At 63.6% G+C, this 17,543-nt stretch carries 17 protein-coding genes; 9 read left to right on the top strand and 8 right to left on the bottom strand.

The annotated features are described in order from the left end of the window. Nucleotides 1–112: 112 nt before the first annotated feature. Genes AC0L3S_RS07865 through AC0L3S_RS07855 form a run of 3 tightly spaced genes read left to right on the top strand, consistent with a single transcriptional unit; the run spans nt 113 to nt 1,973 of the window. Complete coding sequence (locus tag AC0L3S_RS07865; protein ID WP_473278631.1) at nt 113–1,123, top strand: alpha/beta hydrolase; 1,011 nt, start codon at nt 113–115, stop codon at nt 1,121–1,123. Continuing rightward, nucleotides 1,120–1,674 (top strand): Asp23/Gls24 family envelope stress response protein, encoded by a 555-nt coding sequence (locus AC0L3S_RS07860; RefSeq protein WP_473278630.1) that lies wholly within the window; start codon nt 1,120–1,122, stop codon nt 1,672–1,674. Before AC0L3S_RS07865 ends, AC0L3S_RS07860 begins: the two co-directional genes overlap by 4 nt. Then, nucleotides 1,674–1,973 carry a winged helix-turn-helix domain-containing protein gene (locus tag AC0L3S_RS07855; RefSeq protein WP_027520413.1) on the top strand — a complete coding sequence of 100 codons (300 nt, stop codon included), beginning with the start codon at nt 1,674–1,676 and terminating at the stop codon, nt 1,971–1,973. The genes AC0L3S_RS07860 and AC0L3S_RS07855 overlap by 1 nt, the downstream gene beginning before the upstream one ends. A 1,560-nt stretch (nt 1,974–3,533) precedes the next feature. Here the strand turns inward: AC0L3S_RS07855 and AC0L3S_RS07850 are convergent. Next, a complete protein-coding gene (locus tag AC0L3S_RS07850; protein ID WP_473278629.1) occupies nt 3,534–4,655 on the bottom strand; it encodes a hypothetical protein in 1,122 nt (373 codons plus the stop codon). Nucleotides 4,656–5,157: 502 nt separating this feature from the next. Here AC0L3S_RS07850 and purD point away from each other — a divergent pair. Both purD and AC0L3S_RS07840 read left to right on the top strand, forming a co-directional pair. Beyond that, nucleotides 5,158–6,441, top strand: a complete 1,284-nt coding sequence (purD, locus tag AC0L3S_RS07845; RefSeq protein ID WP_473278628.1) for a phosphoribosylamine--glycine ligase — start codon at nt 5,158–5,160, stop codon at nt 6,439–6,441. 169 nt (nt 6,442–6,610) lie between these two features. Beyond that, entirely contained in the window at nt 6,611–7,513 is a 903-nt protein-coding gene (locus AC0L3S_RS07840; protein ID WP_473278627.1) for an alpha/beta fold hydrolase, read from the top strand. Nucleotides 7,514–7,659: 146 nt separating this feature from the next. Here AC0L3S_RS07840 and AC0L3S_RS07835 read toward each other — a convergent pair whose 3' ends face one another. After that, a complete protein-coding gene (locus AC0L3S_RS07835; protein ID WP_007596901.1) occupies nt 7,660–8,118 on the bottom strand; it encodes a nucleoside deaminase in 459 nt (152 codons plus the stop codon). A 119-nt stretch (nt 8,119–8,237) separates the two neighbouring features. Between AC0L3S_RS07835 and AC0L3S_RS07830 the strand changes: the two genes are divergently transcribed. Together AC0L3S_RS07830 and rsmD are read left to right on the top strand one after the other, a co-directional pair. Further along, on the top strand, nt 8,238–10,379 hold the full coding sequence (locus AC0L3S_RS07830; protein WP_473278626.1) for a pseudouridine synthase: 2,142 nt from the start codon (nt 8,238–8,240) through the stop codon (nt 10,377–10,379). A gap of 2 nt (nt 10,380–10,381) precedes the next feature. Then, nucleotides 10,382–10,936, top strand: a complete 555-nt coding sequence (gene rsmD / locus AC0L3S_RS07825; RefSeq protein WP_473262554.1) for a 16S rRNA (guanine(966)-N(2))-methyltransferase RsmD — start codon at nt 10,382–10,384, stop codon at nt 10,934–10,936. A 9-nt stretch (nt 10,937–10,945) separates the two neighbouring features. On the opposite strand, the gene mutL is transcribed toward rsmD, so the two are convergent. After that, nucleotides 10,946–12,757, bottom strand: a complete 1,812-nt coding sequence (mutL, locus tag AC0L3S_RS07820) for a DNA mismatch repair endonuclease MutL (RefSeq protein WP_473278625.1) — start codon at nt 12,755–12,757, stop codon at nt 10,946–10,948. Nucleotides 12,758–13,000: 243 nt separating this feature from the next. On the opposite strand from mutL, the gene AC0L3S_RS07815 reads away from it, so the two are divergent. After that, nucleotides 13,001–13,318 (top strand): ribbon-helix-helix domain-containing protein, encoded by a 318-nt coding sequence (locus AC0L3S_RS07815; protein ID WP_018453472.1) that lies wholly within the window; start codon nt 13,001–13,003, stop codon nt 13,316–13,318. 147 nt (nt 13,319–13,465) lie between these two features. Here the strand turns inward: AC0L3S_RS07815 and AC0L3S_RS07810 are convergent, their stop codons facing one another. Genes AC0L3S_RS07810 through AC0L3S_RS07795 form a run of 4 tightly spaced genes read right to left on the bottom strand, consistent with a single transcriptional unit; the run spans nt 13,466 to nt 16,430 of the window. Then, nucleotides 13,466–15,034: a GMC family oxidoreductase gene (locus tag AC0L3S_RS07810; protein WP_473262556.1), complete on the bottom strand. Its 1,569-nt coding sequence runs from the start codon at nt 15,032–15,034 to the stop codon at nt 13,466–13,468. Nucleotides 15,035–15,064: 30 nt separating this feature from the next. Next, nucleotides 15,065–15,613, bottom strand: coding sequence for a gluconate 2-dehydrogenase subunit 3 family protein (locus tag AC0L3S_RS07805; RefSeq protein ID WP_354061512.1), 549 nt, complete (start codon nt 15,611–15,613; stop codon nt 15,065–15,067). A gap of 34 nt (nt 15,614–15,647) precedes the next feature. Beyond that, nucleotides 15,648–16,043, bottom strand: coding sequence for a VOC family protein (locus tag AC0L3S_RS07800; protein ID WP_473262557.1), 396 nt, complete (start codon nt 16,041–16,043; stop codon nt 15,648–15,650). Then, the gene (locus AC0L3S_RS07795) at nt 16,044–16,430 is read right to left on the bottom strand and encodes a c-type cytochrome (RefSeq protein WP_473262558.1); all 387 of its coding nucleotides are present in this window, start codon (nt 16,428–16,430) and stop codon (nt 16,044–16,046) included. Nucleotides 16,431–16,734: 304 nt separating this feature from the next. Between AC0L3S_RS07795 and AC0L3S_RS07790 the strand changes: the two genes are divergently transcribed. Then, entirely contained in the window at nt 16,735–17,043 is a 309-nt protein-coding gene (locus AC0L3S_RS07790) for a hypothetical protein (protein WP_473278624.1), read from the top strand. A gap of 62 nt (nt 17,044–17,105) precedes the next feature. On the opposite strand, the gene arfB is transcribed toward AC0L3S_RS07790, so the two are convergent. Next, the gene (gene arfB / locus AC0L3S_RS07785) at nt 17,106–17,522 is read right to left on the bottom strand and encodes an alternative ribosome rescue aminoacyl-tRNA hydrolase ArfB (RefSeq protein ID WP_247352946.1); all 417 of its coding nucleotides are present in this window, start codon (nt 17,520–17,522) and stop codon (nt 17,106–17,108) included. Nucleotides 17,523–17,543: the final 21 nt, after the last annotated feature.

Here is a 17,543-nt window from a genome sequence, read left to right as displayed (position 1 = left end):
TCAGACCCGACGTTAAGGATTTTTGCAGCGCGGCGCCAATCCGGGGATTGATCAGGAGAGTACTCTGTAGTATAGAGTTCTCTATAGTTGATCGGTTTGAGGGGAGTGGATCATGGCAATTCGACTGCTGCGCGGCGTTCTGAGCGGGCTGAAATGGGCCCTGTGTGCGGTCGGCGGCGTGGCGCTGATCCTGACCGCGATGATCGCGACGCCGCTGGAGCGGCCGCCGGAGATGCGATCGGTCTCCGACTCCGCCAAGGGCATCGACTGGACCACCCTCCCGCCCCTCGAGCGCTTCCAGGCCCGCGACGGCACCTGGATCGGTTTCCGCCACTACGCCTCCAACGGCCCTGCCACGGGGCGTGGCGCGATCTTCATCCACGGCTCGTCCGGCTCCAGCGGCACCGTCAATCATGCCCTGACCCATGCCATCGCCGCGCGCGGGGTGGAGACCTGGGCGCTCGACATGCGCGGCCATGGCGGCTCCGGCACGCGCGGCGATATCGGCTATGTCGGCCAGCTCGAGGACGACCTCGTCGACTTCGTCGCCGAGGTGCGCAAGACCGCGCCGGAGCTGCCGCTCACCTTGATCGGCCATTCCGCCGGCGCCGGCTTCTCGCTGCGCGTCGCCGCGACACCGATCATGCAGGACATGTTCGTGCGCACCGTGCTGCTCGCGCCTTATCTCGGCTATGACGCGCCGACCAACAAGCCGCATGCCGGCGGCTGGGCCAATGTCGACCTGCCGCGCTTCTTCGCGCTCGCCACGCTGCGCAAGCTCGGCATCGACTGCTGTTCGCAGCTTCCGGTGCTCGCTCTCGCCGTGCCCGCGACTTCGGCAAAATATCTCGTCTCTACCTATTCCGATCGCCTGACGCGCAATTTCGCGACGCGCGGCTATCGCATCGATTTTCCGGCGACGACACGTCCGGTCACGATCTTCGGCGGCGCCGACGACGAGATGATGATCTCGGATAAATATGCGGAGACCGTGCAGGCCATCAAACCGTCGGTCGACGTCAAGATCATCGACGGCATCAACCATATGGGCATCGTCACCAACCCGAAGGCGATCTCACTCATCGCCGACGACGTGGCAACGCGCGGGGCAGGGCAGTCATGATCGACAGCAAGGAAGCGTCCGCGGCGCTGGCCGATATCGACGACATCGTCCAGCGCGTGAAGCAATCGCAGCTCTATGAGCTGGCGAGCTTTGCTGCCGTCTGGTGGGGCATCCTGGTGTTCGCGGCCAATCTCGTGACCTGGCTTTGGCCGGTCTATGCGGTCTACGCCTGGGTTGCCGCGGACACGCTGGGCGCCGGCGGTCTGGTGGCGCTGCGCATTTTCAATCCGCCGCATCACTCCCATGGCGCCGGTTTCAACATCAGACTGCTTCTGGTGTTCGTGCTGTTCTTCGCCTTTGGCTATCTCTGCACCAATTTGCTCGGTCATTTCGGTCCGCGCCAGCTCGGCACGTTCTGGCCGCTCTACTTCATGCTGTTCTATTCGCTGGCGGGTCTCTGGTTCGGCTATGCCTTCATCGCGATCGGTCTCGGCATCTCCGCGCTGACGCTGATCGGCTTCTTCTTCATCGGCGAGGCATTTCCGCTCTGGATGGCCTTCGTCAATGGCGGCGGCCTGATCCTCGGCGGCCTCTGGATGCGGCGGATCTGATGGCCGAGCTCGACGACATCATCCACCAGCCGTTGCGGCTGAAGATCATGGCGGCCCTGAACGCGCTGCCGGGTACCGCTGGATTGGAATTCTCCCGGCTGAAAAAGCTCACCGGCGCCACTGACGGCAATCTCGGCGCGCATATCGAGACGCTGGCCAAGGCGGGCTACGTGTCGGTGGAGAAGGCGTTCGTGGGGAAGAAGCCGCAAACCACGGTGACTGCGACTGCAGCGGGCCGCGGCGCGTTCGCGCGGCATGTGGCGACGTTGCAGGAGATTATTGCGGGGAAGCAGGGGTAGGACGTGTACTCATAAACGTCGGCTTACCAACGCAAAGCGGAAGTCTCCCACCTCGAGCGCGATCGGCGGCTTGTGACCCTGAAGCGACATTCGGTCGGCATCCGCTGAGTTAAGGCTTGGTGTTGTACAGCGCGACGGCAAATGCAGTCAAAGCTACGCCTGAGCACAAGGTTACGATCAAGGCCCTCAAATATCGCAACCTGTAACGCTTCCCTGAGGCTGAAAGCTCGTCGGGGAAAAGAACAGCATTTAGCCGCCAGACCCTTACAGTCCATCGGCGCGGTCCGCCAGGAGCGATATTCAGAACCGCACGGATCCCGAAATAGCTTCCTACGACGGCGGACACCATTGTCGCGAAGAATGCGACAACTGTGCCCAACAAAAGAACATTGCGAACCATGGCGCTTTAATATCAGGCCAAAGCCGCAATGTCGCCAGTTGGCCCATCGCTTCCGTTGACTTGGTGCCGTACATGTCGGTTCACGAGGCTAGACCGGAAGTTTGCATCGGAGTGCCAAACCGGCGCGAATGTCCATTGCGGACATATCCGTGGCTTCGCGATCGAGGTGCAGATTGCTGTGCCCTCGCCCCTTGTGGGAGAGGGCATCTCCGTTGGCAGACACGGGCACACTCGGGTGAGGGGTCTGTCTCTGCAAATATTTGTGCGTGTGGATGGAAACCCCTCATCCGGCGCTTCGCGCGAGAAAAACCCTCTCGGTACCCGTGCTCACGGTGACGCCGTTTTACTCCCGTGGGGGAAGTCGCCAGGCATTGGGTCCAGGTCGCGAACTAGCGCATTCCCAATGCGCAAGCAGCAACCCCGCTACAAGTCTGGACGGCCGCGGATGGAAGAGAAAAAACCGCTGATCAGGCCAACCACTTGAACGATCATCCACTTTCCGCAGCGATGATCTTACCAAAGTCTCTTCCCGTCATATTCTCGCGCTATCGCGCGAGGTTTTGACAGCTCACTCAGATACTTATCGGCATAGTAGTTTTCGGTCACCTACATCAGCGGTTTTTTTGCAAGAGCGCTGATGACATTGCGTCCTGCTTAAGGCCTTACGATCACTCAAGATCTTTTTTGACCGCCGAATGATCTTGGCACCACGTGCCGATGCTGACCCAATGGCGACATCGGTTCGGATCGTCTGAGCCAAGTAGCACGGAGCTAATGTGGTGGACCAATTTCAACGACTCGAAATACACTTCCTCGGAGCAGTTATCCGTGCCGACGGAGTGGTCGGCATAGCTGCGGCGGTTGTGATTATCACCATCCTTCTGTTGATGTACTCGCACGCCGAGGGGCTGTGACGGACAATGGCGCTAGCGCTCAAGCAACTAATAGCTTCCTATCGAAGCGATTTGGACTCGCCTTTCCAAAAACTTCGCTATCAGGTGCGCATCAAGCAGGGCCGCACGTTCGATCGGATAAGTGAGAAGTACGGCCACCATCAGGTCCGAGGCATCACGGCGCCAACGCTGCTTTACTGGTACAAAGTTTCGGGTTCTGGCGGTCGGACTGCCGCTGCGAATGAAATGATCGCGCGGCTTCGGGCTCTATTTAAGTTTGGCTTCCCGTTTCGTAGTAGAGGGGGCAAAGGCTTGCGGTGTATCTGTCGCCGGCATTGTTGGTAGCTCGCTGATCTTGCTACCGTCCCACACCTCATACGTGCCAGGGGCGAATGTAACACCCTTGCCAAGCTTAGCTGTGAACCCCTCATCGGTTGTGAAGCTGAATTTGCCGTTTTCGTCTCGCACGACCGACTTGATACCACCGTGCCACTGCATCACAGGATAGAGTTGGTCGGGCATCGCCAAATCATCCGCGTGTCCAGACAGAGTCCCACGCAAATACCGCACGAGAAGCACTGGACCTCGCGGTTCATCGAACTCTTTGCCTAACAATCTTTCGCGTATCTGGACCTCAAGTTTCAGCATGTCGAGAATGGCGCGTCTCAAATGCCGGGCTGTCCTAACAACGACCTCGCGAGCGGGAGCATGCATCTCGTCGTACTCACTAAAGCCGTGTTCGAATCCGTCGCTTACACTCTTTGCCTTGGTATATGCCTCCTGATCCTCACGGAAGATCAGCCTACGTCGCACTTCACTGTCGAGTTGCTTCTTTTCGACTTGCCATTCCTGGATCATCGCCTCTTCGCTTAAGCCACGGACCAATAGATGTTGCCGGAGCATCGCCTTCGTGAGCGCTTCCACGCCCATGTAGAGATGGGCTACACATTGGAGTTCTTGACCAGGCTGCCAGAAACTCAATGCCGTTGCGTATTGTGCTATTGCCCTCCTCAGCCTGATCAACTCGGGATGAGCCGAAAGTGCTACTCCAACCGCACCTACTGCCTCTACTTCAATGCGACGGTTTGGCACCGCTTGAATCGGCCGCTCTGGCTGCACGATTTGCAAAAAATCATGCTTATCTTGATCCGGGGATACGTCGAATACCAATTCGGGCTGAAGGAGGCCGACATCCGCGTTCGCTACGAATGCCAATATGCCACTTCCGGCTCGGGCAGCGTTGCCAAAACGCCTGGCGGCATCGCTCAAGCCACCCGCAGGTCCACGTCCTTCAGCGCATAACTTCAACGGCACGGGCACTTCGAAGTTGCCCCCGTAGTCCGTCCAGAATTTTACTGTGAATGTGCCGGGAGGGCCTTCAAAATTCATAGCCACATGTTCACCGGGCTCGAAAATCGCGCTGGCACGCGAATTCGCAACCACGACTACAACACTGAGGCGCCTATCACCTCCGAGACTTCCGTCCTGCTCTGCCATCAATGGCCCCGTCGTGTTTGTAAGCACCCTGTTGATCAGGGTCGCGACCCCCAGCCTCAAGAAGGGAAGCTTAGCACGCTGCTACCTTTTCGTTAGCTTCGGTTATCTCGGCTGCGGGTGTCGCGCCGTGCAAAACGGAATCCCTCTGATTCCCAACTGAGCATTGGGCCTCTTCGCAGCATCGTACACAAATTCATTCAAACGGTCGTCGCGGCGTTAGGCATCGCAATGTCCGTCGTTTCGTCGAAAGCGAAATGGAAGCGTTGCCAACGGATTCCTGGCTGGCGGCTTCGTGCGCCCCAGAATGACGGGGGTTGGAGCTATGCCCCCCTTGAGCCCCACCCCGATTCGTGCGACCTCCGCCGCAAGCCAAACCCCTCATTTCGAGCCTTCGATGCACATTCTCCTGCTTGGTTCCGGCGGCCGCGAACATGCTCTGGCGTGGAAGATCGCAGCCTCTCCCCTGGTGACCAAATTCTGGTGCGCGCCGGGCAATGCCGGGATCGCGCGCGAGGCGGAATGCGTGGCGCTCGATGTCGCCGACCATGCCGCCGTGATCGACTTCTGCAAGACGAATGCGGTCGAGCTCGTGGTGGTCGGCCCGGAGACGCCGCTGGCGGCCGGGATCGTCGATGACCTCACCGCCGCCGGCATCAAGGCGTTCGGGCCGGACAGGATTCCCGCCCAGCTCGAAAGCTCGAAGGGTTTTACCAAGGCGCTGTGCACCGAATTCGGCATTCCGACCGGCGCCTACAAGCGATTCACCAACGCCGCCGATGCGCGGGCTTACGTCCAGAGCCAGGGCGCGCCGATCGTGGTGAAGGCCGACGGACTTGCCGCCGGCAAGGGCGTCGTCGTTGCCAAGTCGGTGCGCGAAGCCGAGGACGCCATCGCCATGATGTTCGAGGGCGGCTTTGGCGAGGCCGGCGCCGAGGTCGTGATCGAGGAGTTTTTGCCGGGCCGCGAGATCAGCTTCTTCGCGCTGTGCGACGGCGAGACCGCCATTCCGCTGGCTTCCGCGCAGGACCACAAGCGCGTGTTCGACCATGACGTCGGTCCGAACACCGGCGGCATGGGCGCCTATTCGCCGACGCCGCTGGTGACGCCGGCGATCCACGACGCGATCATGGCCAAGATCATCCTGCCGACGGTATCAGGCATGAAGCAGCGCGGCACGCCGTTCCGCGGCATCCTCTACGCCGGGATCATGCTGACGACGCAGGGCCCGAAACTGTTCGAGTTCAACGTGCGCTTCGGCGATCCCGAGTGCCAGGTGCTGATGCTGCGGATGATGTCGGACATCGTGCCGGCCTTCCTCGCCGCCTGCGACGGGCAGCTGAAGAACTTTGACCTGCGCTGGCATCCGGAGGCCGCGCTCACGGTGGTGATGGCGGCGAAGGGCTATCCCGGCGACTATCAGAAGGGCACGCGCATCGAGGGGCTCGACGACGCCTCAGAGGTCGAGACCGCCGAGATCTTCCACGCCGGCACGGTCGAGAAGGACGGCGCCATCCTCGCCAATGGCGGCCGCGTGCTCAATGTCTGCGCGCTCGGCAAGACCGTGACGGAGGCGCAGGCCCGCGCCTATCAGGCCGTCGACCGCATCAACTGGCCCGAAGGCTTTTGCCGCCGCGACATCGGCTGGCAGGCGGTGGACGCCGAGAAAGCCAAGAACTGACAGGCTTTTTTCGCACACGCGCGCAATGTGGGGCTGCGCCGCCGGCACTCCGAAATTATGTAGGCGGCGGTTGGACTTAGCTACTGTGCATGGGGTTGTTTTTCGACTTTTTGTTTTGGGGCACCCCAAGACCGAGCAAATCCAGCGCTGACAGATAAGGATGCAGAAGATGTCCGATCTCGCCGACCTCTATCCCGGCTTCGCCTCCGAATGGATCAACACCTCCTTCGGCCGCATCTTCGCCCGCGTCGGCGGCAAGGGACCGCCGCTGTTGCTGCTGCACGGCTTCTCCGAGACCAACGTGATGTGGCACCGAGTCGCGCCGCAGCTGGCCGACCAGTTCACGCTGATCATCGCCGATCTGCCCGGCTATGGCTGGTCCGACATGCCCGAGAGCGACGCGCTGCACATCCCCTACAGCAAGCGCGCGATGGCCAAGGCCATGGTCGAGGCGATGGAGCGTCTCGGCCACGTGCACTTCGCGCTCGCCGGCCATGATCGCGGCGGCCGCGTCTCCTATCGCCTGGCGCTCGATCATCCCGGCCGGCTGTCGAAGCTTGCGGTGCTCGATATCCTGCCGACCTATAATTACTGGGAGCGGATGAACCGCGCCTATGCGCTGAAGATCTATCACTGGACGTTTCTGGCGCAGCCCGCGCCATTGCCGGAGACGCTGATTGCGAGCAACGGCGAGTTCTTCCTGCGCTTCAAGATGGCGAGCCAGACCAGGTCGAAGACGTTAGAGGCGATCGACGAGCGTGCGCTCGAACACTACATCGCCCCGTTCCGCGATCCCGCCCGCGTCCACGCGATGTGCGAGGATTATCGCGCCGGCGCCTATTTCGACTACGATCTCGACAAGGCCGATTTCGAGGCCGGCAAGAAGATCACCATTCCGATGCTGGCGCTGTGGGGCAATGCCGGCGTGGCGCAAGCCCCCGCCACCCCGCTCGACATCTGGAAGCAATGGGCGACCAACGTGGATGGCATGCCGGTGGATTCCGGTCACTTCCTCACCGAGGAAAACCCCGACGTCACCGCGAAGGCGCTGCGCGAGTTCTTCTCGGTCTAGGCCCCCGCTGTTCGCCACACACTCAACTGTCATCGCCCGGCTTGACCGGGCGATCCAGTACGCCGAGGCGGTCATGATTGATCGATACGCCTCGGCGTACTGGATGCCCCGGTCAAGCCGGGGCATGACAGCGGAGGGCGTATCTCCTACCGCCGCTCGCGAAAGAAGTCCTTGAGCAACCGTGCCGCCTCGCTTTCGCCGACCCCGGAATAGACATCCGGGACGTGATGGCAGGTCGGCGAGGTGAAGAACCGCACGCCTGATTCAACCGCGCCGCCCTTGGGGTCGGCGGCGCCGTAATACAGGCGCCTCACCCTTGCAAACGAGATCGCGCCCGCACACATGGTGCACGGCTCAAGCGTCACGTAGAGGTCGCAGTCGACCAGGCGCTCGCTGCCGATTTTTTTGGCCGCCTCGCGCAGCGCCACGATCTCGGCATGCGCCGTGGGGTCGTAGTCGGTCAGCGTCCGGTTCGCCGCGGTGGCGATGACCTCGTAATTGCGGACCACGACGCATCCGATCGGAACTTCGCCCGCCTTTCCGGCGTTTTCGGCCGTTTTGAGCGCCAAATCCATGAAAGAGGGGGCTTTCAAGCCTCGTATCATCGCGAGAAACCTGCTAGTAGCTGCGCCTTCAGCAGAAGTGCTTACCGAATTTGCCTGAGCATGCGGCTCGAGACGAGCGCGCACAATGCTTTCTGGCCACCCCCTGAGTGAGATTATTCATGCCTCGCGACAGCGACAAAGACAACGATTCCCGCGGCCGTCGTGATCGCGGCCCGGCCAAGGGCGGCCGTTCCGGCAAGCCCCGCGGGCCCGACAAGAAGTTCGCCAAGCGCGGCTTCGAGGGCAAGGGCGACAGCCGCCCGCCCCGCGGCGACCGTGACAGCCGTCCGGTCCGCCGCCGCGAGGACGGTGATGCGCCCCGACGCGATTTCGCCGACCGCCCGAAGTTCAATCGCCAAGACCGGCCGCGCGAAGACCGGCCGCGCGGCGAGGATCGTGGCGAGCGCAGCTTCAAGCCGCGTGGCGATCGGCCCTTCAAGCCGCGTGAAGACCGTCCGTTTTCCGATCGTCCGTCGCGCGACGGCGAGAAGCGCCCGTTCAAGCCCCGTGGCGACCGCCCATTTTCGGATCGCCCCTCGCGTGATGGCGACAAGCGGCCATTCAAGCCGCTCGGTGATCGCCCGTCCTATGGGCGTGATGACCGTCCGCCGCGCAGGGATCGCGACGAGTCCCGTCCGGCCGGCCGAACCGGCGACACGAAGTTCGGCGACAAGCGACCTTACGCGCCGCGTGGCGACCGTCCGGAACGCAAGTTCGACGGCGAGCGGAAGTTTTCGCGCGGCGCACCGGACCGCAATCGGACCGAGCGCAGCGATTCGAAACCCTGGCAGAAGCGCGATGCGGCTCCGCGCGGCGACCGGCCGCCGCGCAAGGACTTCAGCAAGGGTCCGCGCAAGGATTTTGGCGGCAGCGACCGCGGTCAGGACAAGCCCTGGCAGAAGCGCGACGATCGGCAAGGCGGCGGCGACGCCCGTCCGCGCTTTTCGCGTTCGCGCGACGATCGTCCATCGGGTGATCGTCCGTTCCGCGAGCGGCCCAAATTCGATCGTCCCAAGTTCGATCGTCCACGCGATGATCGTCCGAGGTTCGATCGCGGCGGCGACCGCCCGAAATTCGATCGTCCGCGCGAGCGCTCCGAGGGCCGCTCCGACTGGCACGAGCATCCCCGCAGCGAAGCTCGCTCCGGTGATCGTCCACGCCGCGAAAACGAGGACGAGAGCAGGATCTTCGAGAAGCGTCCGGCCTTCGGTGGCCGCGGCGCCTATCGCGAGCGCGATCGTGATTCCGAGCGGCGGCCGCGCCGCGAGGAAGAGGCCAAGCCGAAGAAGGCCGGCGAGCGTATCGCCAAGGTGCTGTCGCGTGCGGGCCTCGCCTCGCGCCGCGATGCCGAGGAGATGGTCACGCAGGGCCGCGTCAGCGTCAACGGGCGCGTGATCAACTCGCCGGCGCTCGACATCACCTCGAACGATGTCGTCACCATCGACGGCAAGCCGTTGCCGGAGCGTGAGCGCACGCGGCTGTTCCTCTATCACAAGCCGCGCGGCCTGATGACGACGCATGACGACCCCGAGGGACGTCCGACCGTGTTCGACAATCTGCCGGAAGGTCTGCCGCGGCTGATCTCGATCGGCCGGCTCGACTTCAACACCGAGGGCCTGCTGCTGCTCACCAATGATGGCGGGCTCGCGCGCACCCTCGAGCTGCCCGACACCGGCTGGCTGCGCCGCTACCGTGTCCGCGCCCATGGCGACGTCACGCAGGCGCAGCTCGACGAACTGAAGAACGGCATCGAGATCGAGGGCGTCAAATATGGTCCGATCGACGCCACGCTGGAGCGTGACCAGGGCGCCAATGTCTGGCTGGTGTTCGCGATCCGCGAGGGCAAGAACCGCGAAGTGCGCAACGTCTGCGCTCATCTCGGACTCGAGGTGAACCGGTTGATCCGGGTCTCCTACGGCCCGTTCCAGCTCGGCGAGGTCCCGGAAGGCCAGGTCGAGGAGATCAAGTCCCGCGTGCTGCGCGACCAGCTCGGCGAAAAGATCATCGAGAAATCGGGCGCGCAGTTCGACGTGCCGCAGAAATCCGCCTCGCATGAGGGGGACGACGCGCCGCGCGAGAAGAAGCCGGCGAGCAAGCGCGGCGTGATCAATGACCGCAAGGGCCGTCGCGTACTGGTGCAGCGCACCGGCAGCGAGGAAGCGCGCGAGCGTAACGAGGCTGAGGCGAGCGGCTACGGTCCGCCGCGCCGTCCCAAGCGCGGCTATCACGGCAAGCGCGACCTGGCGCCGAAGGAGGACTGAGGTTGCGCGTCGTCGGCGGTCGATTGAAGGGGCGCAATCTGGCCTCACCGTCCTCGCGCGACATCCGCCCCACGGCGGACCGCCTGCGCGAGTCCGTGTTCAACATCCTCGTGCACGCCTATGACGATCCGATTGCGGATGCGCGCGTGCTCGATCTCTTCGCCGGCACCGGCGCGCTGGGCATCGAGGCCTCGTCACGCGGCGCGAAGTTCACGCTGTTCGTCGACAACGGCGCGGAAGCGCGCGCCCTGCTGCGGAACAATGTCGAGACGCTGGGCTTGGGTGGCGTGACAAAAGTCTATCGTCGAGACGCGACCGATCTCGGGCCTGCGCATCCGGTCGAGCCGTTCTCGCTGGTGTTCCTCGATCCGCCCTATGGCAACGGGTTTGCGGAGAAGGCGCTTGCGAGCTTGCGCGACGGCGGCTGGCTCACGCCGGGCGCGCTGCTCGTCGTGGAAGAGGCGAAGGCGGCGCAGTTCGTCACGCCGGAGGGCTTCGAGGAATTGGAGCGGCGCGCTTATGACGACACGGAGTTCGTGTTTTTGAAGCGGCCGTAACTTCGAAGGTCACCTTCGCCCGAACAGCTTCTCGACATCCGACAGCTTCAGCTCGACATAGGTCGGGCGGCCGTGATTGCACTGGCCGGAGTTCGGGGTGTCCTCCATCTCGCGGAGCAGGGCGTTCATCTCCTCCGGCCGCAGCCTGCGGCCGGCGCGCACCGAGCCATGGCAGGCCATGGTGGCGGCGACGTGCATCAGCCGGCGCTCCAGCGGCAGCGCCTCGTCCCACTCGGCCATGTGCTCGGAAAGATCGCGCAACAGCCCGCCCGCGTCGGCCTTGCCCAGCAGCGACGGCGTCTCGCTCACCGCGACCGCGCCGGGGCCGAAGGATTCGATCGCAAGCCCAAACGACGCCAGCTCCTCGCTGCGCTCGAGCAGGCGCTCCACCGTGGCCTCGTCCATCTCGACGATCTCGGGGATCAGCAGGATCTGCCGCTGCACGCCGTTGGCAGCCAGCGAGGCTTTCAGCCGCTCGTAGACGATGCGTTCATGCGCGGCGTGCTGGTCGACGATGATCAGGCCGTCGCGGGTCTGCGAGACGATATAGGTCTCGTGGATCTGGGTGCGCGCAGCGCCGAGCGGGCGATCGACCAAGTCACTGACCGCCTGGGATTCGACCCGCACGTCCGCGCTGGGTGCGCCGACATCGAAGGCCGCTTGCGCGCGTTCGGTAAATGCCGGCACGGCGGAGCCGTCGAATGACGGCATCGGCGCGACCGGAGCGGCTGGCGACGCCCGCCAGTCCCAGCTTGCCGGGCGCTGCGTGAATGCGGGGCGGAACGACGACAGCGCGCTTCCGCCGCTGTTGGCGGCGGTGCGCCGGCCCTCCCGCGCAAGCCCGTCCTTCAATCCGTGCACGATCAGCGCGCGTACCAGGCCGGCGTTGCGAAACCGCACCTCGGTCTTGGCCGGATGCACGTTGGCGTCGACCTCGCGCGGATCGAGCGTGACGAACAGCGCCAGCACCGGATGACGGTCGCGCGGCAGATAGTCGGCATAGGCCCCGCGTACCGCCCCTAGGATCAGCTTGTCGCGCACCGGGCGGCCGTTGACGAAGAGATATTGCCCGAGCGCGTTGGCCTTGGTCAGCGCCGGCGCCGCGGCATAGCCGGCGACCACCACGCCCTCGCGCTCGGCGTGGACCTCGATGGCATGGCTGCGGAACTCCGCCCCCAGGATGTCGCCGAGACGCGTCAGGCGACCGGCGACGCCGGGCAGTGCCGCAGCCCAGGTCACCGGGGCGCGCTCTTCGCCCGCGAGCGTGAAGGCGATTTCGGGCCGCGCCATCGCGAGGCGCCGCACCACCTCGCGGATAGCTTCAGCCTCGGTCCGGTCGGTCTTCAAGAACTTCAGCCGCGCGGGCGTCGCGTAGAAGAGGTCGTTGACCTCGACCCGCGTGCCATGCGCGAGCGCGGCCGGCATGATCTCGGATTTCTCGCCGCCCTCGACATTGAGCGCCCAGGCATGCGGCTCGCCGGCGTGCCGCGTGGTGATGGCGAGCCGCGCCACGGACCCGATCGAGGGCAGTGCCTCGCCGCGGAATCCGAGCGTGCGGATCTGGAGCAGGTCCTCGTCGTCGAGCTTGGAGGTGGCGTGACGCTCGACCGCCAGCGACAGGTCCCTGGCGGTCATGCCGCCGCCGTCGTCGGTGATGCCGATCCGCCGACGCCCGCCGCCATCGGTAAAGACGTCGATCCGGCTCGCGCCGGCATCGATGGCGTTCTCGACCAGTTCTTTGACCACGCTCGCAGGCCGTTCCACCACCTCGCCGGCGGCGATGCGGTTGACGACCTGTTCTGGCAATTGGCGGACGGGCATGAAACTTGGGCTTCGACCTGGATTCGCTGACAGCGATATTCTAGGCCGTGTTGCGTCAAAAGCATGTGTTGGGCAACAGGAACATGGCGGGTTGGGGAAAAGGGCCGTCTATCGCATTGAAGGGATTGGACGTTCGAGAAAATCGCGCAACTGGATGGATCAATACCCGGCTGCCGTCCCGATTGTGGGGTGCCGGGCTGCGGTGTAGCATCGCGAAAAAAGGCAACAGGACGGGAGGACGCCATGTGCCATCTCTTCGCGCATCAGCCCCAAGGCGACTACGAATCCCAGACCCGCTCGTTGCGGATCGGTGGGCATTGCACCTCGATCCGGCTGGAAATGGCATTCTGGGACACGCTGGAGGAGATCGCGGCCAAGGAGAACATGAGCGTCGGCAAGTTCCTGACGACGCTCTACACCGAGGTGCTCGACCATCACGGCGAGGTCAACAATTTCGCTTCGTTGCTGCGCTGCTCCTGCCTGATCTACCGCTCCAAGACGGCAGCGCCGGTGCAGGCGTTCAAGACGACGGTTGCGCCCATCCTCGATGCAGCGGAATAGCCCTGATGTCGTCCTGGCGAAGGCCAGGACCCATACCGCGGAATCCATCAGCGATGGGCGGTATGAGTCCCGAACAACGAGCCTTCGCCGAACTCCTTCCCGGGGCAATGGGTCCTGGCTTTCGCCAGGACGACGAACGAGATTGGATCAAATCTCCTTCTTCTGCATCGCACCCGCAATGTAATCCGCCTGCCGGATCGCGAGCGAGACGATGGTCAGCGTCGGATTGCAGGCTGCGCCGCTGGTGAACTGGCTGCCGTCGGAGACGAACAGGTTCTTGACGTCGTGGCTCTGGCCGAACTTGTTGACCACGCCGTCTCGCGGCTTCTCGCTCATCCGGTTGGTGCCGAGATTGTGCGTGCTCGGATAGGGCGGTGTCGGATAGCTCACGGTGGCGCCGACGGCGTCGTAGACCGCCGCACCCTGCTTGTACGCGTGAGCGCGCATCGCGAGATCGTTGGGATGATCGTCGAAGTGCACGCTTGCGACCGGCTGGCCAAACTTGTCCTTCACGGTCGGATCGAGCGTGATGCGGTTGGTTTCCTGCGCCATGTCCTCGCCGACGAGCCACATACCGGCCATCCGGGGATAGCCGTCGAGCGCTGCGGTGAACGGGCGTCCCCAGGCGCCGGGGTTGAGGAACGCCGCCATGAAGGGCAGGCCGATCGACAATGTCTCCATCTCGTACCCGCCGACGAAGCCGCGCTTCGGATTATTTGCGGCCTCGTCGCGGATGATGCCGGCCATGGTGGTGCCGCGATACATGTGCACCGATTTCTCGAACACGGCGTAGACGCTGCCGGTCATGTGGCGCATGTAGTTGCGGCCGACCTGGCCTGATGAATTGCCGAGGCCGTCCGGAAACATCGTGGATGCGCTGTTCAACAGCAGCCGCGGGCTTTCGATCGAATTGCCGGCCACCGCAACGATGCGGGCCTTCTGGCGCTGCATCGCGCCAGTCTCGTCGGCGTACACCACGCCGGTGACCTTGCCGCCCGCGTCATGCTCGATCTTGACCGCCATGCTCGCGGGGCGGACCTCAAGATTGCCGGTCGCCTCGCCCTTGGGGATCTCGGTGTAGAGCGTCGACCATTTCGCGCCTGATTTGCAGCCCTGGAAGCAGAAGCCGATCTGCTGACAGGCGCCGCGGCCATCGCGCGGTTGGCTGTTGATCGCCATGTTGCCGGTATGCACGGTTTTGTATCCGAGTTTTTTCGCGCCGGCCTCCATCACCCTGAAGTTATTGTTGCCGGGAAGTCCGGGAATGCCGTTGGTGCGGGTCACGCCCATCTTGTTCTCGGCCTTGGCGTACCACGGCTCCATCTCGGCGAGCGTGACCGGCCAGTCCAGCAGGTTGGCGCCGGGAAGGTTGCCGTAGGTGCTCTTCACCTTGAACTCGTGCTCCTCGAACCGCAGCGATGCGCCGGCCCAGTGTGTGGTCGAGCCGCCGACCGCTTTGACGATCCAGGCGGGAAGACCCGAGAAGTCTTTTGCGACGCGCCATGTTCCCGATGTGGTGCGGGCATCGGTCCACGCGAGTTGGGAGAAACTCTCCCACTCGTCATTGACGAAGTCCTGATTTTCGATGCGGGGACCTGCTTCGAGAATGACGACCTTGATGCCCTTCTGTGCGAGTTCGTTGCCCAGTGTGCCGCCGCCGGCACCGGAGCCGACGATCACCACAACGCCGGAGTCGTTCAGATCGAATTTTGCCATATGCGTTCTCCTGAACCGTTGGGGTGGACGTTAAGCCTTCGGCAGCCAGTCGATGTCGGCGAAGCCGCGGTTGATGTAGCCGCCGTGCTCGGCCGAGGAGCCCTCGTAGCCGAACCGCGGCCAGACCTCTTTTTGGTTGTAGAGAGAGACGATGAGATCGCCGCGCACCTTCTGGAAGAACTCGCTCTGCTCGATCTCCTTCAGGAGCACCACGCGGTCGGCTTCCCAGGGCACTTCGGCGTAAGCCACCTTGTGGCGATCACGCGCATTCTGATCGAGCCGTGTGATGCCGTCGCTGATCAGCGACTTGACGGACGCGTCCTTCGCCGCCTTGCCGTCCCACGGCTTGATCGCGGTGATGTAGTAGCTGTCGCCGAGGACGTCGTGCGGATAAATGTCGCGCGCGACCTTCAGCAGCGTCTTCATCGTTGTGGGCGAAAGCGCACTGGTCTCGTCGGCCCATGCGCCCTCGACGCTGACGGCGACGCTGGCCGCGACTGCCGCGACCGGCACGGCGGTCGCGGCGCCCTTGAGAAAGACGCGGCGGCTGTGCTTGCTTCGTCGATCGACTTCTCTCATGGCATTCCTCCGTTGATCTTGATTTTTGATTTGGTTAGTTGAAACGTCCGCCGCGCTGGATCACCTCTATCTTGTAGCCGTCGGGGTCGCTGACGAAGAAGAAGCGCGCGAGCGTTTTGCCGTCGTGCTTGAAGTCGCGCAGCGGGCCCGGTGCGAGCTTCTGGCGCCCGAAGCGGGCATGCTCGGCATCGAGATCCTCGACCACCACGGCGAGATGTCCGTAGCCGTCGCCGAGCGCATACGGCTCCTTGCGATCGAAATTGACCGTCAGCTCCAACTCGAAGGATGAGGAGGGATGACGCAGATAGATCAGGGCAAAGTCTGCGAACTTCAGACGGTCGGTGACTTCCAGGCCAAAGGCCCGCTGGTAGAAGTCGAGCGAGCGCGCCTCGTCGAGTGCGCGGATCATGGAATGGACCGGCTTTGCCATTCAGTTCTGCTCCTTAAGAAAGGCGATGATGGCGGCGCGCGTCTCCGGCTTCGCCTGCCGGTAGACCATGACCACGCCGGGAATCACGGTTTGCGGATCGGTCAGCCAGGCGTCTAGCTTCGTCTCGTCCCAGGCGAAGGCTGCTTGTGCGAGGGGCTCTGAATAGTGAAAGCCTTCGACCTTGCCGGCGGGCCGCCCGACGATCCTGACCAGCGGCGGACCCTGCCGCACCGGTTCTGACAGGTTCATGGTGTGGCACACCGCGCATTGCTGCTTGAACAGTGTCGCGCCATCCGGCGGCTTTGCAGCCGGCAAGGGCATTTGCGCCTCGGCCACCCGCATCGCCAGCACCATCGCGGTGCACAACCCCAGCACGATCGCGCGCATCGTCAAAAGTCCGCCCATCCACGTCAATTCAGCGTGCGCAAATTCTAGGCGCGGCAAAACAAGCCGTGGTAGTAGCGGGCTGTTTCGCTGCGTGCGGAGATGCGCGCGGGCAGCGTTGTTCCGCGCTGCCGCATATGCGGAGGACAATTCCGCGAAACCGCCGTCAAATCCCTAAACGATCACCACACGAGGCAGATTGCATCGCGGTCGCGCCGTTCGAGCTCAACGCGATGGATTGGTTCGGCTCGGGCGGACGGCGCATCAAGCCGCCGAACCGATCATCGCGAAAATCCAGGAGAAATGGATGAAGTTGGTGAAGACCTCCGCAATCGCATGCGCCGTCTCGGCCCTCATTGTGACACCGGCTCTCGCGCAAAGTACGTCGTCTGGCGCCAAGTCTAGCGGCACGGTGCAAAGCAAACCCATGCAAGGTAGCACGATGGGCAGCGGCGACGAGGAGATGAGCGCCCAGCCGGGCGCGGGAGGCGAGACGACGGGCATGAAGCCGACGAAGGGCACCAGGGGCACGGTTGGCACCACGGGCAGTGCTGCACACAAAGGGACGGCCGACGAGTCCGCGACGGGCGGTGCAGCGACGGGCAAGCGCTACTAGCCAATGGAGTGAGACGGCAGAACTCCGGTCGCCGTGCGGCCGGAGTTCTTTTGCAGTCTCTGCTAGTCGTCGAAATGCCCGCCGCGCTTCGACTTGATGTCGCTGCGGCGCTTCTTGCCCTCGAGCCGGCGCTGCTTGGAGCCAAAGGTCGGCTTTGTCGCGCGTCGCGGCTTCGGCCGGACCATGGCTTCGCCGAGCATCTCCGTAAGGCGGTCGATGGCGTCCTGGCGGTTGCGCTCCTGCGTGCGGAAGCGTTGGGCCTGGATCACGATCACGCCGTCCTTGGTCATGCGTTGCCCTGCGAGCCGGGCGAGGCGCAACGCGGCATCCTCCGGCAGCGTCAGCTTCCGGGTGTCGAAGCGCAATTGCGCCGAGGTCGCGACCTTGTTGACGTTCTGCCCGCCCGGGCCGGAGGCGCGGACAAAGCCGATCTCGATGTCGTCCTCGTCGATGACGAGATCGCGGGATATCCGCAGCATGGTGGCACCATTCGTGATGCC

Source organism: Bradyrhizobium sp. Ken01 (genome assembly GCF_055807355.1).
The sequence above is the reverse complement of the archived record's forward strand: the minus strand, read 5'-3'. Positions and strand labels throughout refer to the sequence as shown.

Excerpts from the sequence above, each read along its gene's own strand:
- AC0L3S_RS07865 (WP_473278631.1), top strand. The coding sequence starts at position 113 with ATGGCAATTCGACTGCTGCGCGGCGTTCTGAGCGGGCTGAAATGGGCC.
- AC0L3S_RS07860 (WP_473278630.1), top strand. The coding sequence starts at position 1,120 with ATGATCGACAGCAAGGAAGCGTCCGCGGCGCTGGCCGATATCGACGAC.
- AC0L3S_RS07855 (WP_027520413.1), top strand. The coding sequence starts at position 1,674 with ATGGCCGAGCTCGACGACATCATCCACCAGCCGTTGCGGCTGAAGATC.
- AC0L3S_RS07850 (WP_473278629.1), bottom strand. The coding sequence starts at position 4,655 with ATGAATTTTGAAGGCCCTCCCGGCACATTCACAGTAAAATTCTGGACG.
- purD (WP_473278628.1), top strand. The coding sequence starts at position 5,158 with ATGCACATTCTCCTGCTTGGTTCCGGCGGCCGCGAACATGCTCTGGCG.
- AC0L3S_RS07840 (WP_473278627.1), top strand. The coding sequence starts at position 6,611 with ATGTCCGATCTCGCCGACCTCTATCCCGGCTTCGCCTCCGAATGGATC.
- AC0L3S_RS07835 (WP_007596901.1), bottom strand. The coding sequence starts at position 8,118 with ATGATACGAGGCTTGAAAGCCCCCTCTTTCATGGATTTGGCGCTCAAA.
- AC0L3S_RS07830 (WP_473278626.1), top strand. The coding sequence starts at position 8,238 with ATGCCTCGCGACAGCGACAAAGACAACGATTCCCGCGGCCGTCGTGAT.
- mutL (WP_473278625.1), bottom strand. The coding sequence starts at position 12,757 with ATGCCCGTCCGCCAATTGCCAGAACAGGTCGTCAACCGCATCGCCGCC.
- AC0L3S_RS07815 (WP_018453472.1), top strand. The coding sequence starts at position 13,001 with ATGTGCCATCTCTTCGCGCATCAGCCCCAAGGCGACTACGAATCCCAG.
- AC0L3S_RS07810 (WP_473262556.1), bottom strand. The coding sequence starts at position 15,034 with ATGGCAAAATTCGATCTGAACGACTCCGGCGTTGTGGTGATCGTCGGC.
- AC0L3S_RS07805 (WP_354061512.1), bottom strand. The coding sequence starts at position 15,613 with ATGAGAGAAGTCGATCGACGAAGCAAGCACAGCCGCCGCGTCTTTCTC.
- AC0L3S_RS07800 (WP_473262557.1), bottom strand. The coding sequence starts at position 16,043 with ATGGCAAAGCCGGTCCATTCCATGATCCGCGCACTCGACGAGGCGCGC.
- AC0L3S_RS07795 (WP_473262558.1), bottom strand. The coding sequence starts at position 16,430 with ATGCGCGCGATCGTGCTGGGGTTGTGCACCGCGATGGTGCTGGCGATG.
- AC0L3S_RS07790 (WP_473278624.1), top strand. The coding sequence starts at position 16,735 with ATGAAGTTGGTGAAGACCTCCGCAATCGCATGCGCCGTCTCGGCCCTC.
- arfB (WP_247352946.1), bottom strand. The coding sequence starts at position 17,522 with ATGCTGCGGATATCCCGCGATCTCGTCATCGACGAGGACGACATCGAG.